Below are 19571 nucleotides of genomic sequence, written 5' to 3' on the forward strand. Positions count from 1 at the left end.
TCGATCGTACGGGTGCGGTGTCATCCCCGCGTTGGCGCTGCGGCCTCCAGGTCGTCGACCGTGCCGGACATGATCGTGCGCACGTGGGCGGTGATGTGCTCCGCCGGCCAGTCCCACCAGGCGACCGCGAGCAGGCGGGCGATCTCGTCGGCGTCGTACCGCAGGCGGATGAGCTTGGCGGGGTTGCCACCCACGATGCCGTAGTCGGGGACGTCGTCGACGACCACCGCGCCGGAGGCGACGATCGCGCCGTGGCCGATGCGCACGCCGGGCATCACCGTCGCGTGATAGCCGAGCCAGACGTCGTTGCCGACCACCGTGTCACCCCGGCCGGGCAGCCCGGTGATCAGGTCGAAGTGCTCCGCCCAGGCGCCACCCATGATCGGGAAAGGGAACGTGGACGGGCCGTCCATGCGGTGGTTGGCGCCGTTCATGATGAACCGCACGCCCTCGCCGATCGCGCAGAACCTGCCGATGACCAGCCGCTCGGGCCCGTAGTGGTAGAGCACGTTCCGGGTCTCGAAGGCGGTCGGATCGTCCGGGTCGTCGTAGTAGGAGAAGTCGCCCACTTCGATCAGCGGCGACGTCACCAGCGGCTTGAGCAACACCACCCGCGGCTGGCCGGGCATGGGATGCAGAACGTTCGGGTCGGCCATCGTCCTACCGTATAGATCATGCTCCAGTCATTTTCCCCGCACGCGGACCCCGCCGTCCTCGACGACCTGCGGGCCCGGCTGCGCGCGACGCGGTGGCCCGACGCGCCCGAGGACGCGGGCTGGTCGATGGGCGCCGACGTGGCCTACCTGCGTGAGCTCGTCGCGTACTGGGCCGACGGCTTCGACTGGCCGGCGCAGGAGGCGGCGCTCAACCGCCTGCCGCGCTTCCGGACCACGGTCGGCGGGCACCGCATCCACGTGGTCCACGCCCGCGCGCGCGGCGGGCCGGCGCTGCCGCTGATCCTCAGCCACGGTTGGCCCGACTCGTTCTGGCGCTACACCAAGGTCATCCCGCTGCTGACCGACCCGGGCGCCCACGGCGGCGACCCCGCCGACGCCTTCGACGTCGTCGTGCCGGACATGCCCGGCTACGGCTACTCCGACCGCCCCGTCGGCCCGCCCCTGGACACCGTCGCGGTCGCCGGCCTGTGGGCGGAGCTGATGAGCGGCCTGGGCTACGACCGGTTCGCCGCGGCCGGGGGCGACATCGGCAGCGGGGTGAGCCGCTACCTCGCCCTCGACCATCCCGCCCGGGTGGTCGCCGTGCACCGGATGGACGCGGGCCTGCCCGTCTACACCGGCGACCGTGCCGACCTCGCGCCGGAGGAGCGGGCGTTCCTGGACACCGCCGCGGGTTGGGGGGCGACCGAGGGCGCGTACGCCGCGATGCACCGCACCCGACCGCAGACGGCCGCCGTCGGGCTCACCGACTCACCGGCCGGCCTGGCCGCCTGGATCGTGGAGAAGCTGCGCGCCTGGAGCGACTGCGGCGGCGACGTCGAACGCGCCTTCACCCGCGACGAGATCCTCACCAACATCACCGTCTACTGGCTCACCGGCACGATCGGCTCGGCCATGCGCATGTACCACGCGAACGGCGCCATCCCGCCGGCCCAGCACGCGCGCCGGGTCGAGACCCCGTCGGGCTTCTCGCTGTTCCCCGCCGATCTCGTGCGCGCACCGCGGGCGTGGCTCGACCGCATCGCCAACACGGTCCGCGTCACCGAACACCCGCGCGGCGGCCACTTCGCCCCGATCGAACAACCCGAGGCGTACGCCGAGGAACTGCGCGCGTTCTTCCGCCCCTACCGAACCTGACGACCGAGCGTTCCGGCCGCCCACGTGGGGTGGGCGGCCGGACAGCTCTGTCAGTCGAGGAACGAGTTGATCCAGGCGAGCACCGGCGCGAGGTCGACGCGGGCCGCGTACGTTGACGGCCAGGACGGTGTCACCGAGCAGGATCGGGCCGCCCGAGTCGCCGAAGCAGGTGCCGCCGCTGCCGCCGCCCGGGTTGGCGCGGAGCTTGGGGAACTCGTCGCCGGTCTTCTGCTGTCCGCCGAAGACCTCGCTCGGCGCGTAGAGGCGGACCCGCGGGCCCGTCCACACCGGCTTGCCGCCGCCGCGCTGGTTGACCTGCACCCCGTAGCCGACGATGGCGACGCCGGTGCCGTTGGCGAGCGTGTCGACCAGGTCGACCGACGGCAGCTGGCCGTAGCGGCTCACCACCGACGTCGGGACCGGCTCGGAGAGCACGATCAGGCCGACGTCGAAGTGCGCGAAGTTGGGCAGGCCGTTGCCACACGGCGAGTCGCAGTAGCCGGGGTACGTGTACGGCGTGCCGTCGTACGACGTGGTCCCGCTGTTCGGGTACGCGGTGTTGCTCTGGACGTCCTCCGACAGCCACACGCGCGCCCGGACCGCGCCGTCGGTGCAGTGGCCGGCGACGAGGAACAGGGGTGTGGTCGAGGGATAGCCCTCGGCGTGCTCGAAAATGGTGGGGAAGACCCTGTCGGATCGGGGCGGCGGCGTTCGTAGCAGGGTCGAAGCGACGACAGGAGAGATGATCACGATGGCGCAGTACCTGATGTCCGTGCTCGACAACCGCACCCCGTCGGCCACCGACGAGGAGATGGCCGCGATCGACGCCTACAACGAGCGGCTCCGGGCCGACGGCAACTGGGTCTTCGGCGGTGGCCTCGGCGCGCCGAGCACGTGCGCGGTCGTCGACGGCCGCCCCGAGGAGCCGGTGTTCACGGACGGGCCCTACCTGGAGTCCAAGGAATACGTCGGCGGCTTCTGGATCATCGAGGCGCCCGACCTCGACACGGCGCGCCGGCTCGCCGCCGAGGGGTCGAAAGCCTGCAACCGGCGGGTCGAGCTGCGGCCGTTCCTGGGCTGATGACCGACGTCCACGAGGAGATCACGGCGGTCCACCGGGCGGAGTGGTGCCGGGTGGTCGCGACGCTGGCCCGGCGCTTCGGTGACCTCGACGTCGCCGAGGAGATGGCCGCCGAGGCGTTCGCGACGGCGGTCGAGCGCTGGCCGGTCGACGGCGTGCCGCCGAACCCAGGCGCGTGGCTGACCACCACCGCCAATCGCAAGGCCATCGACCGGCTCCGCCGTGAGGTCAAGCGCGAGGAGAAGCAGAAGGAGGCGCTGATGCTGGCCGACACCCCGGAGCCGCTCGGCGTCATCGACGACGACCGGCTCCGCCTGGTCTTCACCTGCTGCCATCCCGCGCTGGCCATGGAGGCGCGGGTCGCGCTCACGTTGCGGCTGGTCGGCGGGCTCACCGTGGCCGAGATCGCGCGGGCGTTCCTCGTGCAGGAGGCCGCGATGAGCCGGCGGATCACGCGGGCCAAGGAGAAGATCAAGGCGGCGCGGATCCCCTATCGCGTGCCGGCCCGGGCCGACCTGCCGGCCCGGCTCAGCGGCGTGCTCGCCGTCCTCTACCTGATCTTCAACGAGGGCTATCTGGCCTCCGACCCCGAGCGGGAGGCGATCCGCGGCGACCTGACCGCCGAGGCGATCCGGCTGACCCGGCTGGTCCGCGACCTGCTCCCGACGTCCGGCGAGGTCGCCGGCCTGCTGGCGCTGATGCTGCTGACCGAGGCGCGCCGTCCCGCGCGGCTGTCGGCCGGCGGTGAGCTCGTCACCATCGACGAGCAGGACCGCGGCGCCTGGGACCGGGAGCTGATCGCCGAGGGCCACGCTCTGGTCCGCGCGCGGCTGGTGTCGGGGGAGGCGCCCGGGCGCTACCAGATCCTCGCCGCGATCAACGCCGTGCACACCGACGCCCACGACGCCCGGGCCACCGACTGGTCGCAGGTCGTCGCGCTCTACGACCAGCTGGTCCGCGTCGACCCGTCGCCGATCGTGCGGCTCAACCGGGCCATCGCGGTCGCCGAGATCGACGGGCCGCAGGTCGGCCTGGCCGAGGTGGACGCGCTGCCGCTGGACGGCTACCACGCCTTCCACGCGACCCGGGCCGACCTGCTGCGCCGGCTGGGCCGCAGCGCCGACTCGCGGGCGGCCTACGACCGGGCGATCGCGCTGGCCGGCAACAGCGCGGAGACGGCCTATCTCACCCGGCGCCGCGACCAGCTCGGTCGCTGAGTCACCCCGCCAGGTGGCGGCCGAGGAACGCGGCGATCTGGGCCCGCGCCGCCTTGGCCTGCGCGGGCACCATGCCGGGCATGCTCAGGAACGCGTGCCCCGCGCCGGGGTGCACGTGAAGCGTCGCCGACGTGCCGGCCGCCCGCAGCGCCCGCGCGTACGCCCGTCCCTGGTCGGCCAACGGGTCGAGGGTCGGCACGACCACCAGCGCCGGGGCGAGCCGGCCCAGGTCGTCGGCGTGCAGTGGCGACACCGCGCCCGCGTCGGCGCCGTCGGGCACGGCCAACCGGCGGAGCAGCGTCAGCTGCGCCAGGGTCAGCGTGGGGCTGTCGCCGTGCGCGGCCATCGACGGGTAGTCGAGCGCCGTGGCGGTGAGATCGACGCAGGGGTTGACCAGCACCTGGGCCGCGACGTCCAGATCGGACTCGCGTGCCCGGATGGCGCTCACGGCGGCGACCGCCCCGCCGGCGCTCTCGCCGAAGAGCGCCACGCGGGAGGGGTCGACTCCCCAGCGCGCGGCGTCTCCCACCACGTGCCGCAGCGCGTCCCAGCCGTCGTCGACGGCGGCGGACATCGGCACCCCGGGCGCGACGAGCCGGTGCTCCACCGACACCACCACCGCGGGCAGCCGCCCGGCCAGGTGACTGTTGATCCAGTCGCTCTGCGCCGCGGTCCCGACGAAACCGCCGCCGTGCACGTGCAGCACCAGCGGCAGGGCGTCGGCGCCGACCCGGGCCGGGGACGGCCGGTAGACCCGGACCCGCAGCACCCGGTCGGGCAGCGGCAGGTCCTGCCAGGTGATCATGGTGCCGCGGTCCGGGAAGCCGGTGACGACGCGCATCAGCGGGGAGGAGCGCCGGCGGTTCTCGGCCTCGCGAAACGCGTCGAGCGTCGCGGCCGGCATGGTCAGCCAGTCCGGCTCCTTGCGCACGGCCTGGAGCAGTCGCACACCCAGTGGTGGTTGATGGGTTCCCATGACGCCTCCCTTTTCGATACCGGCAGTATCGAAACCGACGGTAGCATAATTGGTAGGGTGTGGCCATGCCGAAGTCCCCGGGCCGCCCGCGGTCGAGCGTCGACGACACGGTCTTCGCGGCGACGCTGCGCACGATCGACGAGCTGGGCTACACGCACGCCACGGTCGACCGGATCGCGGCCGCGGCCGGCGTCGCCAAGACGACGATCTATCGCCGCTGGCCGTCGAAGGGCGCGCTGATCGCCGCCTGCCTCCTGGACGCGTTCGGCCCGGTGCCGGTGCAGGGGCAGACCCGGGAGGAGCTGATGTCGTACGCCATCCGCTGGGCCGCGGCGAGGATCAGCGAACCGGGCGTCGGCGCGGCCTTCGCGGGCGTCTTCACGGACGCGATCAACGACCCGGGGCTCCGCGAGATCCTGTCGACGCAGTTCCAGGACCCCTACCGGGTGGCGCTGCAGGAGGCGCTGGACGAGCCGGAACAGCGGGTGCTGTTCTTCATCGACGTCATCGTGGGCACCCTGCTGCACCGCATGGGCATGACCGGCGAGCCGATGGCCGAGGCCGACGTCGACGCCCTGGTCGACCTGGTCCTGCCCGCGCTTGGTTAGCCGGCTCGAGGTGCGGGAGCCGCCGGGCACTCCGTACCCTGTGTCGGTGGCGGAAACCCGGCAGCGCATCCTGGCCGAGCTCGGTGTCAGGGCGACCATCGTGCCCAAGGTCGAGATCCGGCAGCGGGTCGAGTTCCTCAAGGACTACCTGCGGTCGACGCCGGCCGCGGGTTATGTGCTCGGGGTCAGCGGCGGCCAGGACAGCACGCTGGCCGGCCGGTTGTGCCAGGTGGCGGTCGAGGAGCTGCGGGCCGAGGGGCGCGAGGCCGTGTTCGTGGCGGTCCGGCTGCCCTACGGCGTGCAGGCCGACGAGGACGACGCGCAGGTCGCCCTGCGGTTCATCCGGCCCGACCGGTCCGTGGCCGTCAACGTCAAGCCAGGCGCGGACACCGTCGCCGCAGAGACGGCGTCCGGCCTGGGTGAGCTGCTGGGCGGCGAGCCGAAGCTGCGCGACTTCGTGCGGGGCAACATCAAGGCCCGCGAGCGCATGGTCATCCAGTACGCGATCGCCGGCCAGCTCAACCTGCTCGTCGTCGGCACCGACCACGCGGCCGAGGCGGTGACGGGCTTCTTCACCAAATACGGCGACGGCGGCGTCGACCTCACCCCGCTGACCGGCCTCACCAAGCGCCAGGGCGCCGCGTTGCTGCAGGAGCTGGGCGCGCCGCCGAGCGCCTGGCAGAAGGTGCCGACCGCCGACCTGGAGGACGACCGGCCCGCGCTGCCCGACGAGGTGGCGCTCGGCCTGACGTACGCCCAGATCGACGACTATCTCGAAGGTCTCGACGTGCCGCCCGAGCTGGCGGCGAAGGTCGAGGCGGTCTACCTCGCCTCGCGGCACAAGCGCGCCGTCCCCGTCTCACCGCTAGACGACTGGTGGCGACGCTAGTCGACCAAGGCCCCCGCTGACAGGTTGGCGATCGTCCCGGTCATGACGCCCGCGCGATCCGACGCCAGGAACGCGGCGGTCTCCGCGAGCTGGTCCAATGTGGGCAGTCGCTTCAGCAACGTCCCCTGCGCCAGCCCGCCCTCGAGGAACTGCTGGACCGACTGGTCGCCGGCCATGCGCGTGAAGAGCTCCCCGGTGTAGGAGCCGGCCGCGGGACCGTCGGCGAGGGCGTGTGGCCGGATGCCGATGACCCGGATGTCGCGCGGCGCCAGCTCGGCGGCCAGGACGCGGGCGAAGGCCTCCTTGGCGGCCGCGCTCGCGGCGTGCCCCGAGATGCCGGGCACCGCCAGCTTGGCGCCGGGCTCCGACAGCACGAGGATGACGCCCTTGGCGCCCATGTGTGCCGTCACCGCCTTGGTGGTGATGAACAGCGTCCGCATGAATCCGTCGATCGGCCGCATGAACTCGTCGAGGGTCAGGTCAGTGAGCAGTGTCCCCTGGTCGTGCATCACGCTCGCGGCGTTGAGGGCGATGTCGACGCGGCCGACCGCGGCGGCGTGCTTCTCGACCGCCGCCTGGTCGAAGACGTCCACCTGCGCGGTCTCCACGATGCCGCCCGCGGCCTCGATGTGCCGGGCCACGGCGTCGAGCTTGGCCTGCGTGCGCCCGGCGATGAAGACCCGTGCCCCCTCACGGGCGAACACCCGCGCGACAGCGCCGCCGACCGCGCCACCGCCCCCGTAGATCACAGCGTTCCTGTCCTGCAGCAGTCCAGTCATTCCTGAATGCTAACCACGATTGGTTGTTAAAAACAACCAAGTGGTACGGTGGTGCCCGTGCCGACGACCCGCAGCTACCGCGACGAGTGCGGGATCGCCCGCGCCCTCGACGTCGTCGGGGAGCGCTGGGCCCTGCTGGTCGTCCGCGAGCTTCTCCTGGCGCCGCAACGCTTCTCGGAGCTGCGGCGCGCGCTGCCGCACGTGAGCTCCAACCTGCTCGCGGACCGCCTGCGCGAGCTCGAACACAACGGGGTCGTCCACCGCGGCCCTTCGTCGGTCTACGAGCTCACCGACCGGGGCCGGCGGCTCGAACCGGTGCTGCTGGCGCTGGGCGAGTGGGGGATCGAGGTCCCGCAACCGCCGGCGCCGACGGCGCTGAGTGCGACCTCGGTGCTGATCTACCTGCGGCACGCCGCCCGCCCCGACCCGGCCGGGCCGCCTCTGGTGTGCCGCCTGGAGCTCGACGGTCGAGTGTGGACGGTGAGCGTGGCCTCGGGCCGGCTGTCGGTCTCGGCGGGCGAGCCGCCGGCGGCCGACGTGTCGCTGCGCACGGACGCCAAGACGTTCAGCGCTCTGCTGGCCGATCCGTCGTCGCTCGACACCGCCGGCGGCGTCACCGTCGTGGGCGACCGGTCGGTCCTCGACCGCCTGCTGCGCACGGTCTCCGGTCCCTGATGGCGGGTGCGCCATACTTGGCGCCGTGCGTTCGCCGCTGGAGACCTTCGCCGGACTGCTCGACCGGTCCGTTCACGAGATCGCCGCGATGGCCGCTGACGCTCGTGGCTTCGAGGTCGGCCGCGTCGGCCTGATCGCCGACATCTGGGACAACAACACCCTCCCGCTGGTCGGGGCGGCGGTTGCCCCGCGGCCCCTGCGCGCCCGCCGTGCCCGCGCGGCCTCGGGGCGGCAAGGCGGGCGCTGATGGTGGACCTGGACCCGACGCTGGACGCGATCGTGCCTCCTGTGGCGCCTGACCGCACCGTGCGTCGTGACTACCGCGGGCAGGTGCGCCCGGGGTGTTCCCGGTCACCGCGGAGGTCATCGCCGACCTGGTCTCCGACTACGACGTCACGGCCACGAGCGTGCACCATCTCGCCGTCCAGCGGACCCGATCCAATCTGCGGGTCGCCATGACGCTCGCCGCTCCGCGCCGTATCGTGCCGAGCACCGGTCGCGTGGCGGGGGACGGGTCCCGGAACCATGGCCGCCCGCGCCGCTGCGGTTCACCTTCGGCGGCGTTACGGATCTTCGGTTCGACGCGCACGACCGGCGCGGGATCGCCGTCAGCGTTGCCGAGCACGGCGTGACCGTGTCGCTCGGGCGGCGCGGCGGGATCCTGGTCGCCACGAGTGCCACTGTGTGGCCCGACGATCCGCTATGGCACGAGTCCGCCGCCGGCCGCGCCGCCGACGTGGTGACACCCCACATTCCGCGGCCGCCGCGGGACGATTCCGGCCCTCGCTTGGTCTCGAGCGGGCCGCCGCGCGAGCGCTGATGGACCTGATGCTCCACAGCAGACTCGCGTACTACTATCCCCAGCTGGCCGCCCGGACGCCCGTCCGCGAAATGTGCCGGATGGCGACGGGCGCCGGCACCGCGATCCTGTCCGCGGGCGCCAGCCTCGCACGCGACCGTGCATTCGCGGCACTCGAGCAGCGCTGGCAACCGGTTCCCGACGAGCGCCAGCCGGCACCGATCCCCACCGGCCCGGTCCAGCTGCGCTACGTCAGCTACACCGAGCCGCACGAGGACTACGACGTCCACCGCGAAGGCTCGGCCGTCGTGCTCGCGGCGGCGCCGGAAAGCGACCTGGCGGCACCATGGCGCCTCGCCGGTCAGGAGATCACGGACCCATCCCGGCTCGCCTTCAGGGCCACCGCCCTCCACGGTGTCCAGGAAGCCCGCCGAGCGGCCGGCAGCCTCTCGGTCGGGGATCTCCTGGCCGAAGCACGCTAGCCGGGCACGCGCATCAGAACTCGCGCTCGTCGTCTAACCAGCTCAGTGCGACGTTCTCGTCGATTCCCGCCCTGGCGGCGAGCTGAGCGACGGCTTCGCCGGCGTCTTCCCGTTCGATCGTCTCGATGCCCGGAAGGCCGTTGATCACCCGGGCGAAGGCACGGATTCCAGCTTCGGGGTCGGGGTTGGTTTCGGCGGCCCGGAATGCCGTGACCGCACGGCGTCCGTTCGCGGTGGACCACTCCCCGAATGGCAGTCCGGATTCGTTCTCGAACCAGTCAGCCGTCCGCAGGCGCGTCACCGACGCCTTCGGCAGCGGCTGGCTCTTCAACTGCGACCGCAGCGCGGTCCCCGCGCGCTGCTCGATGTTCGACGCGTGGAATTCGGTAAGGCGTGGCCAGTTCGTCAACGGCGGAAACTCGCGAAGGTCCGGACAGTCGCCGAGTTGTATGCGCTCCAACTGCGGAAGGTCGGCGATCGCGCGCAGGTTGGCGAGCTGACCGAAGAGCCGCAGGTCCGTCACGTGCGGGAACTGCAGCAGGCTCGCGCAGTCGAATGGCTGGCGCAACGGTTTGGCCCCAACGTACACCGACTCGGCCCCGCCCAGCGCGTCGAGATGCGGCAACACCAGCGGTGTCGAATCTCGGGATGGGAGGGTTGCCGGATAGAAGAAGAGCATGGGGACGGATGCGCCGCTCGCCAATGTGGCCCGGAGAGTCGACACGTTTCCGGATGCCGTGAACGACCTGGCCTCGGCCGGTAGTTCCATCCGCCATGACTGGCCGCCGAGCGTCACCGAGATATCACTGATGCGCGCATGTCCGGCGTCGACGGCCGTCGCAGCCGTGGGTATCCAGTGAAATCGCTCTATGGGGCGGCGTTCGGACCAGCGTAGGAATCCGGTGTCGTTGCCCCGATAGCGAAAGCCCCTGGGCCAGGGTGTGCCCGATGGAGTCGCGAATGCGTCGAAGGTGGACGAGTCGAGCACGTCATCGACCGCCACCACCACATCGGGGCGGGGGGCGCCGGCGACCACGGGTCCGATGCTGAGCCTGCCGTGGCCGGGCGAGCGCTCGATCTGGTGACTCGCGGCTCCTGTCAGCGACAGCACGACGGTTTGGGAGCTGGGCACCGACGAATCATGGCACCGGACGCGGGTACAGAAAACCACTTCGCGGGCGGTCGAACAGGACCATGACGCGATAGCGTCAACGGGCGCAGAGATACTGCTCTATCGCTCGGGAGGTCAAGTGACCATACGCAGGCGGACAACAGCCGCTGCCGGTGCGCTGATCATGGCTGTGACGCTCACCCTCAGTGGCACGGCGAACGCCGCCACCGCGGCGCCGGCCCAGACGGGGATCACCCACGACGAGAACCCCCGCGTCCCCGAGGGCGCGGTGTGGACGGAGGCCTACTTCCCGTCCGCCGACCACAGTGGCGTCGAGCTGCACGCCGACGTGCTCCGGCCGGCCAACCTGTCACCGCGCGCGAAAACGCCGGTGATTCTCGCCGTCGGGCCCTACTTCAGCCACGCCGGCCAGACCGGGCCGGAAGGGTGGACGCAGACCGGGCCGTCCAGTCGCTTCGCCGACTTCACCAGTGGCACCGACCTCTTCGCCCGCGGCTACACCTACGTCATGGTCGACCTGCGCGGCTTCGGCGGCAGCACCGGCTGCCTCGACTGGGTGGGTCCCGGCGAGCAGGCGGACGTGAAGGCCGCGATCCAGTGGGCGGCGAGCCAGCCGTGGTCGACGGGCAAGGTCGGCATGTACGGGAAGTCGTACGACGCCGTGACCGGTCTGGTCGGCAACAACCTGCGTCTGGGCGCCCTGAAGGCCGTCGTCGCCCAGGAGCCCGTGTGGAACATGTACAACTACCTGTTCAGCAACGGTGTCCCGCGACCCAACGTGACCGGCACGCCCAACGCGTACAACAGCATCGCGACCTTGGCGCCGTTGGCCGACGACACGGAGCGCTACCAGGCCAACGCGACTTACGAGGCGAGCCACCCGGAGTGTCTCGCCGACAACCTGACCAACAACAACAATCCTGACCTGGACTCGCGCTACTGGCGGGCGCGCAACCTGGCGGAGCGGGCGCGGGGCACGAACACTCCGCTGTTCGTCACGCAGGGTTTCATCGAGAACAACACGAAGCCCGAGGACATGCAGGAATACCTCGACAACCACCACGGCGTCGAGCGCGGGTGGCTCGGGCAGTGGGAGCACGTCCGCGGCAACGAGACCAACGAGCAGGGTCAGCTGCTGATGGGCCGCGCCGGGTTCTTCGACGAGGTCATGCGCTTCTACGATCGCTACCTCAAGGGCATCAAGCCCGCGATCGACGACCCGGCGTACGCCATCGAGGACAACACCGGCGCATGGCGCGCGCAGCGGACGTGGCCGACGCCCTCCGCGCGCACCGCGGCGAAGCTGGCGGACGGACAGTATGTCGACGACGGGATCGCCTCGACGCTGGCCGCGCCCGCCGGCCAGCGGTGGGACATGGAGCACTACACGGATCCGGCCCCGCCGGCCGCCCGCGGCCCGGCCCCGCCGGCCGCCCGCGGCCCGGCCCCGATGGCCGCCGGCGACACGCACAGCTACTTCAGCTGGTCCACGCCGGTCACGTCCCGGGTGCGGATCACCGGAACCCCGCGGGTCAGCCTGCACGCCGGCGCGCCCGGCAATGTCATGGTGCGCCTGTGGGACGTCGCACCGGACGGGACCGCGGTCATGTTCGACGAGAACGTGGCCCTGATCGAGCGGGCCGGCCGGGTCGCGTTCGACCTCAAGTCCACCGACTGGACGTTCGAGGTCGGCCACCAACTCGGCGTGCAGCTCGGCACGATCGGCAGCGGCAGCTGGCGCGACACCCCGAGCGGCAACACGATCCAGGTCACCCGGGCGCGACTGGACCTGGCGCTGCAGAACCCCCGGTTCGACGTGCCGACCCAGGGCGACCGGTCGCCGTTCCTCGACACCTACCTGCGGCAGTACACGCGCACCCTGACCGAGGTCGGCGAGGGCACCTTCCCGCTCGGCGTCCGCGGCCACCACTGACCGACCCGGACGGCCCGGCCCCGCGGCCGGGCCGCCCGGCCACTGCCTACCGCGGCCGAGCCCGCTCAGGTTCGCAGCGGCGGGAGGCGGCGCGCGAGGGTGGCAGCGGCCGAGAGGACCAGGTCGCGGTCCTCGGAGGTGACGACGTCGTAGGTGTCGGTGTCGCGTTCGCGGCCGAACACGCCGCCGGCGAAGCGGCTGCTGACCACGATGACCGTCCACTCGTCGCTCAGCGGGTCGCCGGCCGGGACGGCGCAGCCGCGTACCCGGCCCGCCGGACGCGGTGGCATGTCGCGCCCGAAGGCGGCGGTGACGACGCCTTCCGCGGCGATCTCCGCGTAGCGGCGGCGCGTGTGGCCGTCGAGCCTCCGCGCGTCCTGGAAGGACGTCAGGATCAGGGCCGGCTCGGTCGCGCCGACGCCACGGTCCTCCAACGTGCGGCTGAGCCGGAGCATGGCCACCCGGGACGCCTGCTCGACCCGGCGCTGGGCGGAAGCGACGCCGAACGGTGTCGTGCCGGCCGGCGCGTGCCGGGCCGGACGCCCCGGCGGCAGCGCCACCGGCGGCGGCGCGAGACGGGCCGGCAGCGCGCCCGGGCGGCCCAGCAGCCAGCCCTGCCCCAGTGCCGCCCCGACTGCCCGTACCGCGGTCAGTTGCTCTGGTGTCTCGATGCCTTCGGCGAGGATCAGCGCGCCGGTGTGGGCGGCCTCGGCACGGGCGGCGTCGACCACGCGCTGCGCGTGCGGCGTCGTCAGGTCGCGGGTCACGGTGCGGTCCAGCTTGATGATGTCGGGCCGCAACAGCGGCATCATGGCCTGGCTCTCCGCGTCGGCGCCGACGTCGTCGAGCGCCATCCGGTTGTCGTCCGACCGCCAGTCCTGCAGGGCGGCCAGCAGGCCGGCCGTATCGTGCGACACCGACCTCTCCGTCACCTCCGCGACCAGCCGCAACCGCTCCTCCGCCTGCGCGAGCACGGGGGCCAGGTCCGGCGGGCATTCGGCGCGGGCGGCCGCCGGCTCGATGTTGACGAACAGCGGCAGCGTCGGCGGGAGGCCGGCGGCGAAGGCGCCGCGGAAGGCGGCGGCGCGGCACACCCAGTCGAGCTCGTCGAGCCGGCCCACGGCCTGCGCCGCGTCGAGCATCGTCTGCGGACTGCTCCAGGGGGTGCCGTCAGGGCCACGGGCCAGCGCCTCGTACGCCACGACCTCGTCGCGGGCCAGGTCGACGATCGGCTGGTACACGCTGTGCACCGCGCGCTCGGCCAAGATCACGTCAAGGTCGGCCACCCGCGCGTGCGATGGCCGGTCGCCGGCAACAGACGCCATACCCCCCGCACCCCCGCAGCTGGTCCCGTCGCCGACGCTACCCGCATCCCCGCCGGCGACCGGGGCGCAAGGTGCCCTTGACATCGATGCGATCCGTGTCGTGCACTGTCGCGCATGGGCCGCAAAGGGACCGTCGTCCTGCTCGCCGTCGCGGCCGTCGCCGGGCTCGCCAGTCTCGCGTTGGGTCTGCTGGAGCCGGCCCGGGTCACGCCGTGGGCGATCGCCTTCGCCATGAGCTGCCTCGTCCTCGCCCAGCTCATGCGGCTGCGGGAGCTGCGGAAGCGCGACGGTTGACCGACGGTGCACCCGTTCGGGCAGACTTTCGGCGTTCGCTCGTCGGCGATCGGTGCGATGGGCTTACGGTTCGGCGGGTGGGGGATCTTCTTGCCGAATACCGCAGTGCGGCCGGCCCGCTGCCCGGGCAGCACCGGCTCTGGCGACTGACCGGCCCGGGACTGTCCGATCTGGATGCTCCGGTGACCGAGCCGCTGCCCGTGCCCGGCCGCTCCGAGCTGCTCGTGCGGCACGACGCCGTCGGCGTGTGCCATTCCGACGTCACGATCGCGCGGCTCGGCCTGGACCACCCGCGTATCCACCGCTTCCCGGTCGTCCCGGGCCACGAGGTGAGCCTCACGGTGGCCGCCGTCGGAACCGACCTGCGCGACGCGTACGCCCCGGGTGATCGCTTCGTCGTCCCGGCCACCATGGCCGAGCGCGCCTACGGCTGCGACATCCCCGGCGGTCTCGCCCAGTATGCCGTCCTGGGGCAGGAGCTGACACCCTGGCTCCTGCCGCTGCGCCCCACCACGGGGTACGCCGAGGCGGCGCTGGCCGAGCCGTGGGCCTGCGTCGAGGCGTCTTACGCCGCGTCCTATCGCACCACCTGGCGTCCCGGCGGCACGGTCTGGCTGACCGGTGACGGCGCCGGGGTCGCGCTCGGTGCGGCCGCCGCGTGGCGCCCCGGGCGGGTGCACCTCGACGTGCACGACGCCGCCTTCGCCGCGCAGGTGACCGACTGGGCGCGGGCGGCCGGCGTCGAGATCGTCGCGGGGCCGCCGGAGTCCGCGGACGACGCGGTGGTTCTGGGCCCGGAACCCGCGCTGGTCGAACGGGCGCTGGCCGTGCTGGCGCCGCACGGGACCTGCGCGCTGGTCACCACCCAGCCGCTGCCTCGCCCGGTCCAGGTCGACGTCGGGCGGCTGCACCACGACGGCCTGGCCCTGTTCGGCACGGCGGGCGGCGACCTCGCGGCGGCGTACGCCCCGATCCGCACGGAGCTCACCCCCGGCGGACGCCTGTGGGTGCTCGGCGCCGGCGGCCCGATGGGCCGGATGCACCTGCGGCGGGCCGTGCAGCGCCCCGGGGGACCGGCGCGGATCGTCGCGACCGACCGCAGTGGACGCGCGTCGAAATGGTTCGGCCGCGTCGCGCCCGGCGTCCTGACCTTCCTGTCCGAACGCGAATGCGGCGACGCCGAAACGCTGGCGAAGCGGCTCAACGACGAGACGGCCGGGCTCGGCTTCGACGACATCGTGGTGACGGCGCCGGCCGTCTCGGCTGCCGAGCAGGCGTTCGAGCACCTGGCCGACGGCGGCGTGATCAACCTGTTCGCCGCGCTCCCGCGGGGCACGATGTGCGCCTGGGACCTGACCGCCGTGGCGCACCGCGGCGTGCGCGCCGTCGGCACGAGCGGTTCGTCGGCCGACGACCTGCGCCGCGTACGCGACCGCATCGAGAACGGCATCATCCAGCCCAACCGCTCGGTGGCCGCGATCGGCGGGCTGGAAGCGGCCCCGGACGCCCTACGCGCGGTAGCCGAGGGCCGCTTCGGCGGCAAGGTGGTCATCTTCCCGAACCTGCGGGCGCCGCTGCCGCTGACGGCGCTGACAGATCTGGCGAGCGTGCTCCCGGAGGTCGCGAGCCGCCTCGAGTGGGGCCACTGGAGCCAGGCGGCCGAGGAGGAACTCCTCCGCACCCTGACCTGACGGGCTCCCGTCCGTCAGAGGGTGGCGGCCTCGGCTTCGCGTTTGTCGTAGGCCGCTCGCGCGGCCGCGATCTCGCGTTGGTTCGCGTCCGTCCAGGCGACCAGGGTCTGCACCGTCGCGTGCAGGGTGACGCCCAGCGGCGTCAACTCGTAGTCCACCCGCGGCGGCACCGTCGGGTGGACCGTGCGGCGGACCAGACCGTCGCGCTCCAGGTGGCGCAGCGTCACGGTCAGCATGCGCTGGCTGATGCCGTCGATCTCGCGGCGGAGCTCGGTGAAGCGCAGCTTCCGGTTGTCGAGCAGCGCCACCACGAGCAGCGACCACTTGTCGGCGATGCGGTCGAGGATCTGGCGTACGTCGCAGTCCTCCCGCGTGTCCCATTGAAAGGCGTCGTTGAAATCGCCGTCGGTATCGCAGCAGTAACCAGGTGACGTTGAAGTGCCTTCTTCCACAGTTCCCAATAGTGACCAACCATGGACTCAGTTACAAGAGGTAACTGAGGGGGGACCACGTGCCGACGAAGGCAAAAGCGCTGCTGCTCGTACTCTGCGGAGCGATCTTTCTCGAGGGCGTCGACATCTCGATGATGGGCGTCGCACTGCCCGCGATCCGCGCCGACCTCGGCCTGTCGACCGCCGCGCTGCAATGGGTGGTGAGCGGCTATGTGCTCGGGTACGGCGGGTTCGTGCTGCTCGGCGGTCGCGCGGCCGACCTGCTCGGGCGGCGGCGGATGTTCATCGGCTGGCTGGTCGTGTTCATCGCGTTCTCGGGCCTCGGCGGGCTCGCCACCGAGGGCTGGATGCTGATCCTGGCCCGGTTCGCGACGGGGGTCGCGGCCGCGTTCCTCGCCCCGGCCGGCCTGTCGATCATCACGACAACGTTCCCGGAGGGACGGGCCAGAGACCGGGCGGTCCTGGTGTATGCCGGTGCGGCCGCCGGCGGTTTCTCGCTCGGCATGGTGGTCGGCGGGCTGCTGACCAGCGTCGACTGGCGCTGGGTGTTCTTCGCGCCGGTCGTCATGGCCGCGTTGCTGCTGGCCGCGGCGGTCCCGCTGGTCCCACGGGACACGCCCGCCACCGGCCGGGCCCGCTTCGACGTGCCGGGCACGCTCGCGCTGACCGGGGCGATGCTGCTCCTCGTCGTGACCGTGGTGCACCTGCCCGAGGTGGCGCTGTCGGTCACGGTCGCGACGCTGGCCGGCAGCGTGGCGCTGTTCGCCGCGTTCGTGGCCGTCCAGCGCCGGTCGGCGGCGCCCCTGATGCGGCTGGGGATCCTGCGCTCGGCGCCGCTGCTTCGGGCCAACGTCGGCGCGTTCCTGCTCGTCGGCGGGTTCATGGGCTTCCAGTTCGTCGCGGTGCTCTACCTCCAGGAGCTGCGCGGCTGGTCCGAGATCGAGACCGGCCTGGCACTCGCGGTGATCGGCATCGACGCGGTCCTCGCCCCGACGCTGACGCCGCGCCTGGTCGCCCGCTACGGCAACCAGCGCGTGATCGCCGCCGGGCTGGTGCTGGTCGCGCTGGCGTTCGCCTGGTTCCTGCCGCTCGGCCTGACCTGGAGCTTCGTGACGCTGCTGCCCGGGCTGCTGGCGATCGGGTTCGGCTTCGCGCTGGCGTACGGTCCGCTCACCATCGCCGCCACCGACGACGTCGCCGCCGGCGAGCAGGGGCTGGCCAGCGGCATTCTGACCACGTCGTTCCAGTTCGGCTCGGCGCTGGGCCTGGCGGTCACGACCGCGGTGGTGGTCGCGAACGGCTCGTCCACGCTGGACAGCTATCGGGCTGGTCTCCTGGTGCCGGTGGTGGCGCTGGCCATCGCGAGCCTGGTCGCTCTTGCGGGCCTGCGGCGGGTGTCCACAAAGGTGGATCAGCCGGTCGCTGTCACCACGGCACCGGGCCGTCCGCACTGAGGAAGGCGGCGGTCGGCTCGTCACCGTCCACAGTGGCCGGCGTGCCTATTCGGGCGCCACGGCGTTGATCAGGAAAACGTCGTTGCGCAACTCGTTGGCGTACTGGACGGTCAGCGAGTTCAACGCAGCCTTGGACGGGGTGTAGGCCGCCGACGCCGGCAGCATCGTCGCCATGGGGTTGGCCGGGTCGCTGGCCAGCGCCAGCGAGGCGGCGCCACTGCTGACGTTGACGATGCGCGGCGCCGGCGACCGCCGCAGCAGGGGGAGCATGGCGTTGGTCACCGCGATGACGCCGAACCAGCACGATGGCGTACGCGTCACCGCCCGCGCCCCGTATCGCCGCAGCCGCCTCCGCTCCGCGCCGACCGTCCCGCGCGCCGACGAGGACCGTCATTCCCAGCCCGGCTTGCTGCTCGGCGACCGCGCTCGACATTTCGCGTTGCATCGGCTACACGGACAACGGGGTGAGCCTCACCGCGTCCGGGCGCGGCCTGGTCGAGGTGCGGCACATGCGGATGACCGCCGAGCAGTGGCAGGCGGCCGGACCCGGCGGCAAGGTGTCCGTCTCCGGGCTCCGGGCGTGCCTTCCCTGGTTCGGCCTTGAGGTTGACGGCTAGTCAGGCTCCTGTTGCTCGGCGGTGTGGGCGCGGTAAAGGGTGCCCGCGGCGAGTGCGGCGCTGCCGAGCAGACCTGAGGTCTCCCAGCTGATCCACCCGACCCACCAGGCGGCCAGGACGGCGACGGCGGCCGCCGGCGCGCCGTAGGTGGCGGCCAGGTAGGCGAACCGTCGCATGTGAAGAATGGTCGCACCGGCCGGCCCTTTCATGTTGCCTTGGCCACTCGGTGGGGATGAGCCGTCACGTGGACCGGGTGCGGGGCGGTCTTTGCGTCATGACCGATGACATCGCGACCGCCGGGGATCCGGCGCCCGACGAGGGCTTCCTCGTGACCCTGTTCATCACCGTCCGCGACGTGGCGCGGGCCCGGGACTTCTACTCACGTGTGCTCGGCGGCACTGTCGTCGTCGACGAGAACCCGTGCATCGTCAGGCTCGCCAACTCGTGGATCATCATGAATCCCGGTGGCGGGCCGACGCCTGACAAGCCGGGCGTCTCGGTGGTCGAGTACGAGCCCGGCGACACCACGTCGATCTTCCTCAACCCGCGGGTCGCGGACGTCCAGGCGCGGTACGCCGAGTGGAGCGCGAAGGGCGCCGAGTTCCTGACGCCGCCGATCGACCGTGGGGCGGAGATCCGCTGCTACCTGCGTGACCCGGACGGCTATCTCATCGAGGTCGGCCAGTCCACCGGGCTGCTGCGCGGCCGGCACGCGGCGACCTAGTCGTCGGTCAGCGCCTTCGTCACCGCGGGCGGCAGGTCGCGGTCGGCGTAGAGCAGGCGCACGGCGTGCGGGTCGGGGTTGCCGGCGTCAGGGCCGCGCCACACCAGGCGCAGGCCCGCCCGCTCCGTCGTGCGCTGGGAGCGGGTGTTGCCCTCGACCAGGTACGCGGTCAGCGGCAGGTCCGGGCGCACCTCGCCGGCCCGGTCGACCGCGGCCCGGATGAGCTCCTGCGCGTAGCCCTGCCCCCAGAAGGCCGGCACCAGGCGAAATCCCAGGTTCCACGCCACCCCGTGCCGGATGAAGCAGCCGCCGATGCCGACCAGCCGGCCCTCCGTCGCGGGCAACGCGCTGCGGGCCACCCACATGCCCAGGCCGTCGCGTTCCCACGCCGCGCGCCAGCGGTCGACCATCGCCTCCGTCTGCGCCCGGGTCTCGTGGCGGCTCACCGGGTCGTCGCGCCACACCCGCGGGTCCGCGTACAACTCGTGCAGCTCCGCCACATCGTCGGAATGCGGCACCCGCAAGGAGAGGCGGTCCATGCGGTAGATCCTCACGGCGACGCGGCCGGCGCGCCACCGCATTTGTTCGAACCCGCTCGAATGTCTTGCGGCGACGGCCGATCCCCACGA

23 protein-coding genes are annotated in these 19571 nt (G+C 72.4%); 14 read left to right on the top strand and 9 right to left on the bottom strand.

Annotated elements, in window-relative coordinates; translation table 11 throughout:
• Window positions 1-20: 20 nt before the first annotated feature.
• On the bottom strand, window positions 21-629 hold the full coding sequence (locus O7635_RS22885; protein ID WP_278085556.1) for a CatB-related O-acetyltransferase: 609 nt from the start codon (window positions 627-629) through the stop codon (window positions 21-23).
• 45 nt (window positions 630-674) lie between these two features.
• On the opposite strand from O7635_RS22885, the gene O7635_RS22890 reads away from it, so the two are divergent.
• The 3 genes from O7635_RS22890 (at window position 675) to O7635_RS22900 (ending at window position 4112) form a co-directional block, all read left to right on the top strand.
• Window positions 675-1814, top strand: coding sequence for an epoxide hydrolase family protein (locus O7635_RS22890; RefSeq protein WP_278082506.1), 1140 nt, complete (start codon window positions 675-677; stop codon window positions 1812-1814).
• Between the two features lie 751 nt (window positions 1815-2565).
• A complete protein-coding gene (locus O7635_RS22895) occupies window positions 2566-2895 on the top strand; it encodes a YciI family protein (RefSeq protein ID WP_278082507.1) in 330 nt (109 codons plus the stop codon).
• The gene (locus tag O7635_RS22900; protein ID WP_278082508.1) at window positions 2895-4112 is read left to right on the top strand and encodes a DUF6596 domain-containing protein; all 1218 of its coding nucleotides are present in this window, start codon (window positions 2895-2897) and stop codon (window positions 4110-4112) included. The genes O7635_RS22895 and O7635_RS22900 overlap by 1 nt, the downstream gene beginning before the upstream one ends.
• 1 nt (window position 4113) lies before the next feature.
• Here O7635_RS22900 and O7635_RS22905 read toward each other — a convergent pair whose 3' ends face one another.
• Window positions 4114-5088: an alpha/beta hydrolase fold domain-containing protein gene (locus O7635_RS22905; protein WP_278082509.1), complete on the bottom strand. Its 975-nt coding sequence runs from the start codon at window positions 5086-5088 to the stop codon at window positions 4114-4116.
• A 65-nt stretch (window positions 5089-5153) separates the two neighbouring features.
• Here O7635_RS22905 and O7635_RS22910 point away from each other — a divergent pair, with 65 nt between their 5' ends.
• Both O7635_RS22910 and nadE read left to right on the top strand, forming a co-directional pair.
• Window positions 5154-5696, top strand: coding sequence for a TetR/AcrR family transcriptional regulator (locus O7635_RS22910; protein WP_278082510.1), 543 nt, complete (start codon window positions 5154-5156; stop codon window positions 5694-5696).
• A gap of 46 nt (window positions 5697-5742) precedes the next feature.
• The gene (nadE, locus tag O7635_RS22915) at window positions 5743-6585 is read left to right on the top strand and encodes an ammonia-dependent NAD(+) synthetase (protein WP_278082511.1); all 843 of its coding nucleotides are present in this window, start codon (window positions 5743-5745) and stop codon (window positions 6583-6585) included.
• Here the strand turns inward: nadE and O7635_RS22920 are convergent.
• Window positions 6582-7364, bottom strand: coding sequence for an SDR family oxidoreductase (locus tag O7635_RS22920; protein ID WP_278082512.1), 783 nt, complete (start codon window positions 7362-7364; stop codon window positions 6582-6584). The genes nadE and O7635_RS22920 overlap by 4 nt on opposite strands.
• Window positions 7365-7421: 57 nt before the next feature.
• On the opposite strand from O7635_RS22920, the gene O7635_RS22925 reads away from it, so the two are divergent.
• The 3 genes from O7635_RS22925 to O7635_RS22935 all read left to right on the top strand — a co-directional run bounded on the left by O7635_RS22925 (window position 7422) and on the right by O7635_RS22935 (window position 9320).
• Window positions 7422-8039, top strand: a complete 618-nt coding sequence (locus tag O7635_RS22925) for a winged helix-turn-helix transcriptional regulator (RefSeq protein WP_278082513.1) — start codon at window positions 7422-7424, stop codon at window positions 8037-8039.
• Between the two features lie 25 nt (window positions 8040-8064).
• The gene (locus O7635_RS22930) at window positions 8065-8286 is read left to right on the top strand and encodes a hypothetical protein (RefSeq protein ID WP_278082514.1); all 222 of its coding nucleotides are present in this window, start codon (window positions 8065-8067) and stop codon (window positions 8284-8286) included.
• Between the two features lie 572 nt (window positions 8287-8858).
• Window positions 8859-9320 carry a hypothetical protein gene (locus O7635_RS22935; RefSeq protein ID WP_278082515.1) on the top strand — a complete coding sequence of 154 codons (462 nt, stop codon included), beginning with the start codon at window positions 8859-8861 and terminating at the stop codon, window positions 9318-9320.
• 13 nt (window positions 9321-9333) lie between these two features.
• On the opposite strand, the gene O7635_RS22940 is transcribed toward O7635_RS22935, so the two are convergent.
• A complete protein-coding gene (locus tag O7635_RS22940; RefSeq protein ID WP_278082516.1) occupies window positions 9334-10452 on the bottom strand; it encodes a hypothetical protein in 1119 nt (372 codons plus the stop codon).
• Between the two features lie 163 nt (window positions 10453-10615).
• Between O7635_RS22940 and O7635_RS22945 the strand changes: the two genes are divergently transcribed.
• Window positions 10616-12385, top strand: a complete 1770-nt coding sequence (locus O7635_RS22945) for a CocE/NonD family hydrolase (RefSeq protein WP_278082517.1) — start codon at window positions 10616-10618, stop codon at window positions 12383-12385.
• Window positions 12386-12450: 65 nt separating this feature from the next.
• Here O7635_RS22945 and O7635_RS22950 read toward each other — a convergent pair whose 3' ends face one another.
• Window positions 12451-13710, bottom strand: a complete 1260-nt coding sequence (locus O7635_RS22950) for an EAL domain-containing protein (protein ID WP_278082518.1) — start codon at window positions 13708-13710, stop codon at window positions 12451-12453.
• 114 nt (window positions 13711-13824) lie between these two features.
• On the opposite strand from O7635_RS22950, the gene O7635_RS22955 reads away from it, so the two are divergent.
• Both O7635_RS22955 and O7635_RS22960 read left to right on the top strand, forming a co-directional pair.
• Complete coding sequence (locus O7635_RS22955) at window positions 13825-14004, top strand: hypothetical protein (RefSeq protein WP_278082519.1); 180 nt, start codon at window positions 13825-13827, stop codon at window positions 14002-14004.
• 77 nt (window positions 14005-14081) lie between these two features.
• Window positions 14082-15695, top strand: a complete 1614-nt coding sequence (locus O7635_RS22960) for an alcohol dehydrogenase catalytic domain-containing protein (RefSeq protein ID WP_278082520.1) — start codon at window positions 14082-14084, stop codon at window positions 15693-15695.
• 14 nt (window positions 15696-15709) lie between these two features.
• Here the strand turns inward: O7635_RS22960 and O7635_RS22965 are convergent, their stop codons facing one another.
• Window positions 15710-16042: a helix-turn-helix domain-containing protein gene (locus tag O7635_RS22965; protein ID WP_278085557.1), complete on the bottom strand. Its 333-nt coding sequence runs from the start codon at window positions 16040-16042 to the stop codon at window positions 15710-15712.
• Window positions 16043-16206: 164 nt separating this feature from the next.
• On the opposite strand from O7635_RS22965, the gene O7635_RS22970 reads away from it, so the two are divergent.
• Window positions 16207-17601, top strand: coding sequence for an MFS transporter (locus O7635_RS22970; protein WP_278082521.1), 1395 nt, complete (start codon window positions 16207-16209; stop codon window positions 17599-17601).
• 45 nt (window positions 17602-17646) lie between these two features.
• On the opposite strand, the gene O7635_RS22975 is transcribed toward O7635_RS22970, so the two are convergent.
• A complete protein-coding gene (locus O7635_RS22975; protein WP_278082522.1) occupies window positions 17647-17922 on the bottom strand; it encodes an SDR family NAD(P)-dependent oxidoreductase in 276 nt (91 codons plus the stop codon).
• 143 nt (window positions 17923-18065) lie between these two features.
• Here O7635_RS22975 and O7635_RS22980 point away from each other — a divergent pair, with 143 nt between their 5' ends.
• The gene (locus O7635_RS22980) at window positions 18066-18218 is read left to right on the top strand and encodes a hypothetical protein (RefSeq protein WP_278082523.1); all 153 of its coding nucleotides are present in this window, start codon (window positions 18066-18068) and stop codon (window positions 18216-18218) included.
• Here O7635_RS22980 and O7635_RS22985 read toward each other — a convergent pair.
• Window positions 18215-18394, bottom strand: a complete 180-nt coding sequence (locus tag O7635_RS22985) for a hypothetical protein (protein WP_278082524.1) — start codon at window positions 18392-18394, stop codon at window positions 18215-18217. The two genes, O7635_RS22980 and O7635_RS22985, sit on opposite strands and share 4 nt — an antisense overlap.
• Window positions 18395-18492: 98 nt before the next feature.
• On the opposite strand from O7635_RS22985, the gene O7635_RS22990 reads away from it, so the two are divergent.
• Complete coding sequence (locus tag O7635_RS22990) at window positions 18493-18942, top strand: VOC family protein (RefSeq protein WP_278082525.1); 450 nt, start codon at window positions 18493-18495, stop codon at window positions 18940-18942.
• Here O7635_RS22990 and O7635_RS22995 read toward each other — a convergent pair.
• Window positions 18939-19481, bottom strand: coding sequence for a GNAT family N-acetyltransferase (locus O7635_RS22995; protein WP_278082526.1), 543 nt, complete (start codon window positions 19479-19481; stop codon window positions 18939-18941). The genes O7635_RS22990 and O7635_RS22995 overlap by 4 nt on opposite strands.
• Window positions 19482-19571: the final 90 nt, after the last annotated feature.

This window comes from Asanoa sp. WMMD1127, assembly GCF_029626225.1.
GTDB lineage: Bacteria > Actinomycetota > Actinomycetes > Mycobacteriales > Micromonosporaceae > Asanoa.

Excerpts from the sequence above, each read along its gene's own strand:
- O7635_RS22885 (WP_278085556.1), bottom strand. The coding sequence starts at position 629 with ATGCCCGGCCAGCCGCGGGTGGTGTTGCTCAAGCCGCTGGTGACGTCG.
- O7635_RS22890 (WP_278082506.1), top strand. The coding sequence starts at position 675 with ATGCTCCAGTCATTTTCCCCGCACGCGGACCCCGCCGTCCTCGACGAC.
- O7635_RS22895 (WP_278082507.1), top strand. The coding sequence starts at position 2,566 with ATGGCGCAGTACCTGATGTCCGTGCTCGACAACCGCACCCCGTCGGCC.
- O7635_RS22900 (WP_278082508.1), top strand. The coding sequence starts at position 2,895 with ATGACCGACGTCCACGAGGAGATCACGGCGGTCCACCGGGCGGAGTGG.
- O7635_RS22905 (WP_278082509.1), bottom strand. The coding sequence starts at position 5,088 with ATGGGAACCCATCAACCACCACTGGGTGTGCGACTGCTCCAGGCCGTG.
- O7635_RS22910 (WP_278082510.1), top strand. The coding sequence starts at position 5,154 with ATGCCGAAGTCCCCGGGCCGCCCGCGGTCGAGCGTCGACGACACGGTC.
- O7635_RS22920 (WP_278082512.1), bottom strand. The coding sequence starts at position 7,364 with ATGACTGGACTGCTGCAGGACAGGAACGCTGTGATCTACGGGGGCGGT.
- O7635_RS22935 (WP_278082515.1), top strand. The coding sequence starts at position 8,859 with ATGGACCTGATGCTCCACAGCAGACTCGCGTACTACTATCCCCAGCTG.
- O7635_RS22945 (WP_278082517.1), top strand. The coding sequence starts at position 10,616 with ATGGCTGTGACGCTCACCCTCAGTGGCACGGCGAACGCCGCCACCGCG.
- O7635_RS22950 (WP_278082518.1), bottom strand. The coding sequence starts at position 13,710 with ATGGCGTCTGTTGCCGGCGACCGGCCATCGCACGCGCGGGTGGCCGAC.
- O7635_RS22955 (WP_278082519.1), top strand. The coding sequence starts at position 13,825 with ATGGGCCGCAAAGGGACCGTCGTCCTGCTCGCCGTCGCGGCCGTCGCC.
- O7635_RS22985 (WP_278082524.1), bottom strand. The coding sequence starts at position 18,394 with ATGCGACGGTTCGCCTACCTGGCCGCCACCTACGGCGCGCCGGCGGCC.
- O7635_RS22990 (WP_278082525.1), top strand. The coding sequence starts at position 18,493 with ATGACCGATGACATCGCGACCGCCGGGGATCCGGCGCCCGACGAGGGC.
- O7635_RS22995 (WP_278082526.1), bottom strand. The coding sequence starts at position 19,481 with ATGGACCGCCTCTCCTTGCGGGTGCCGCATTCCGACGATGTGGCGGAG.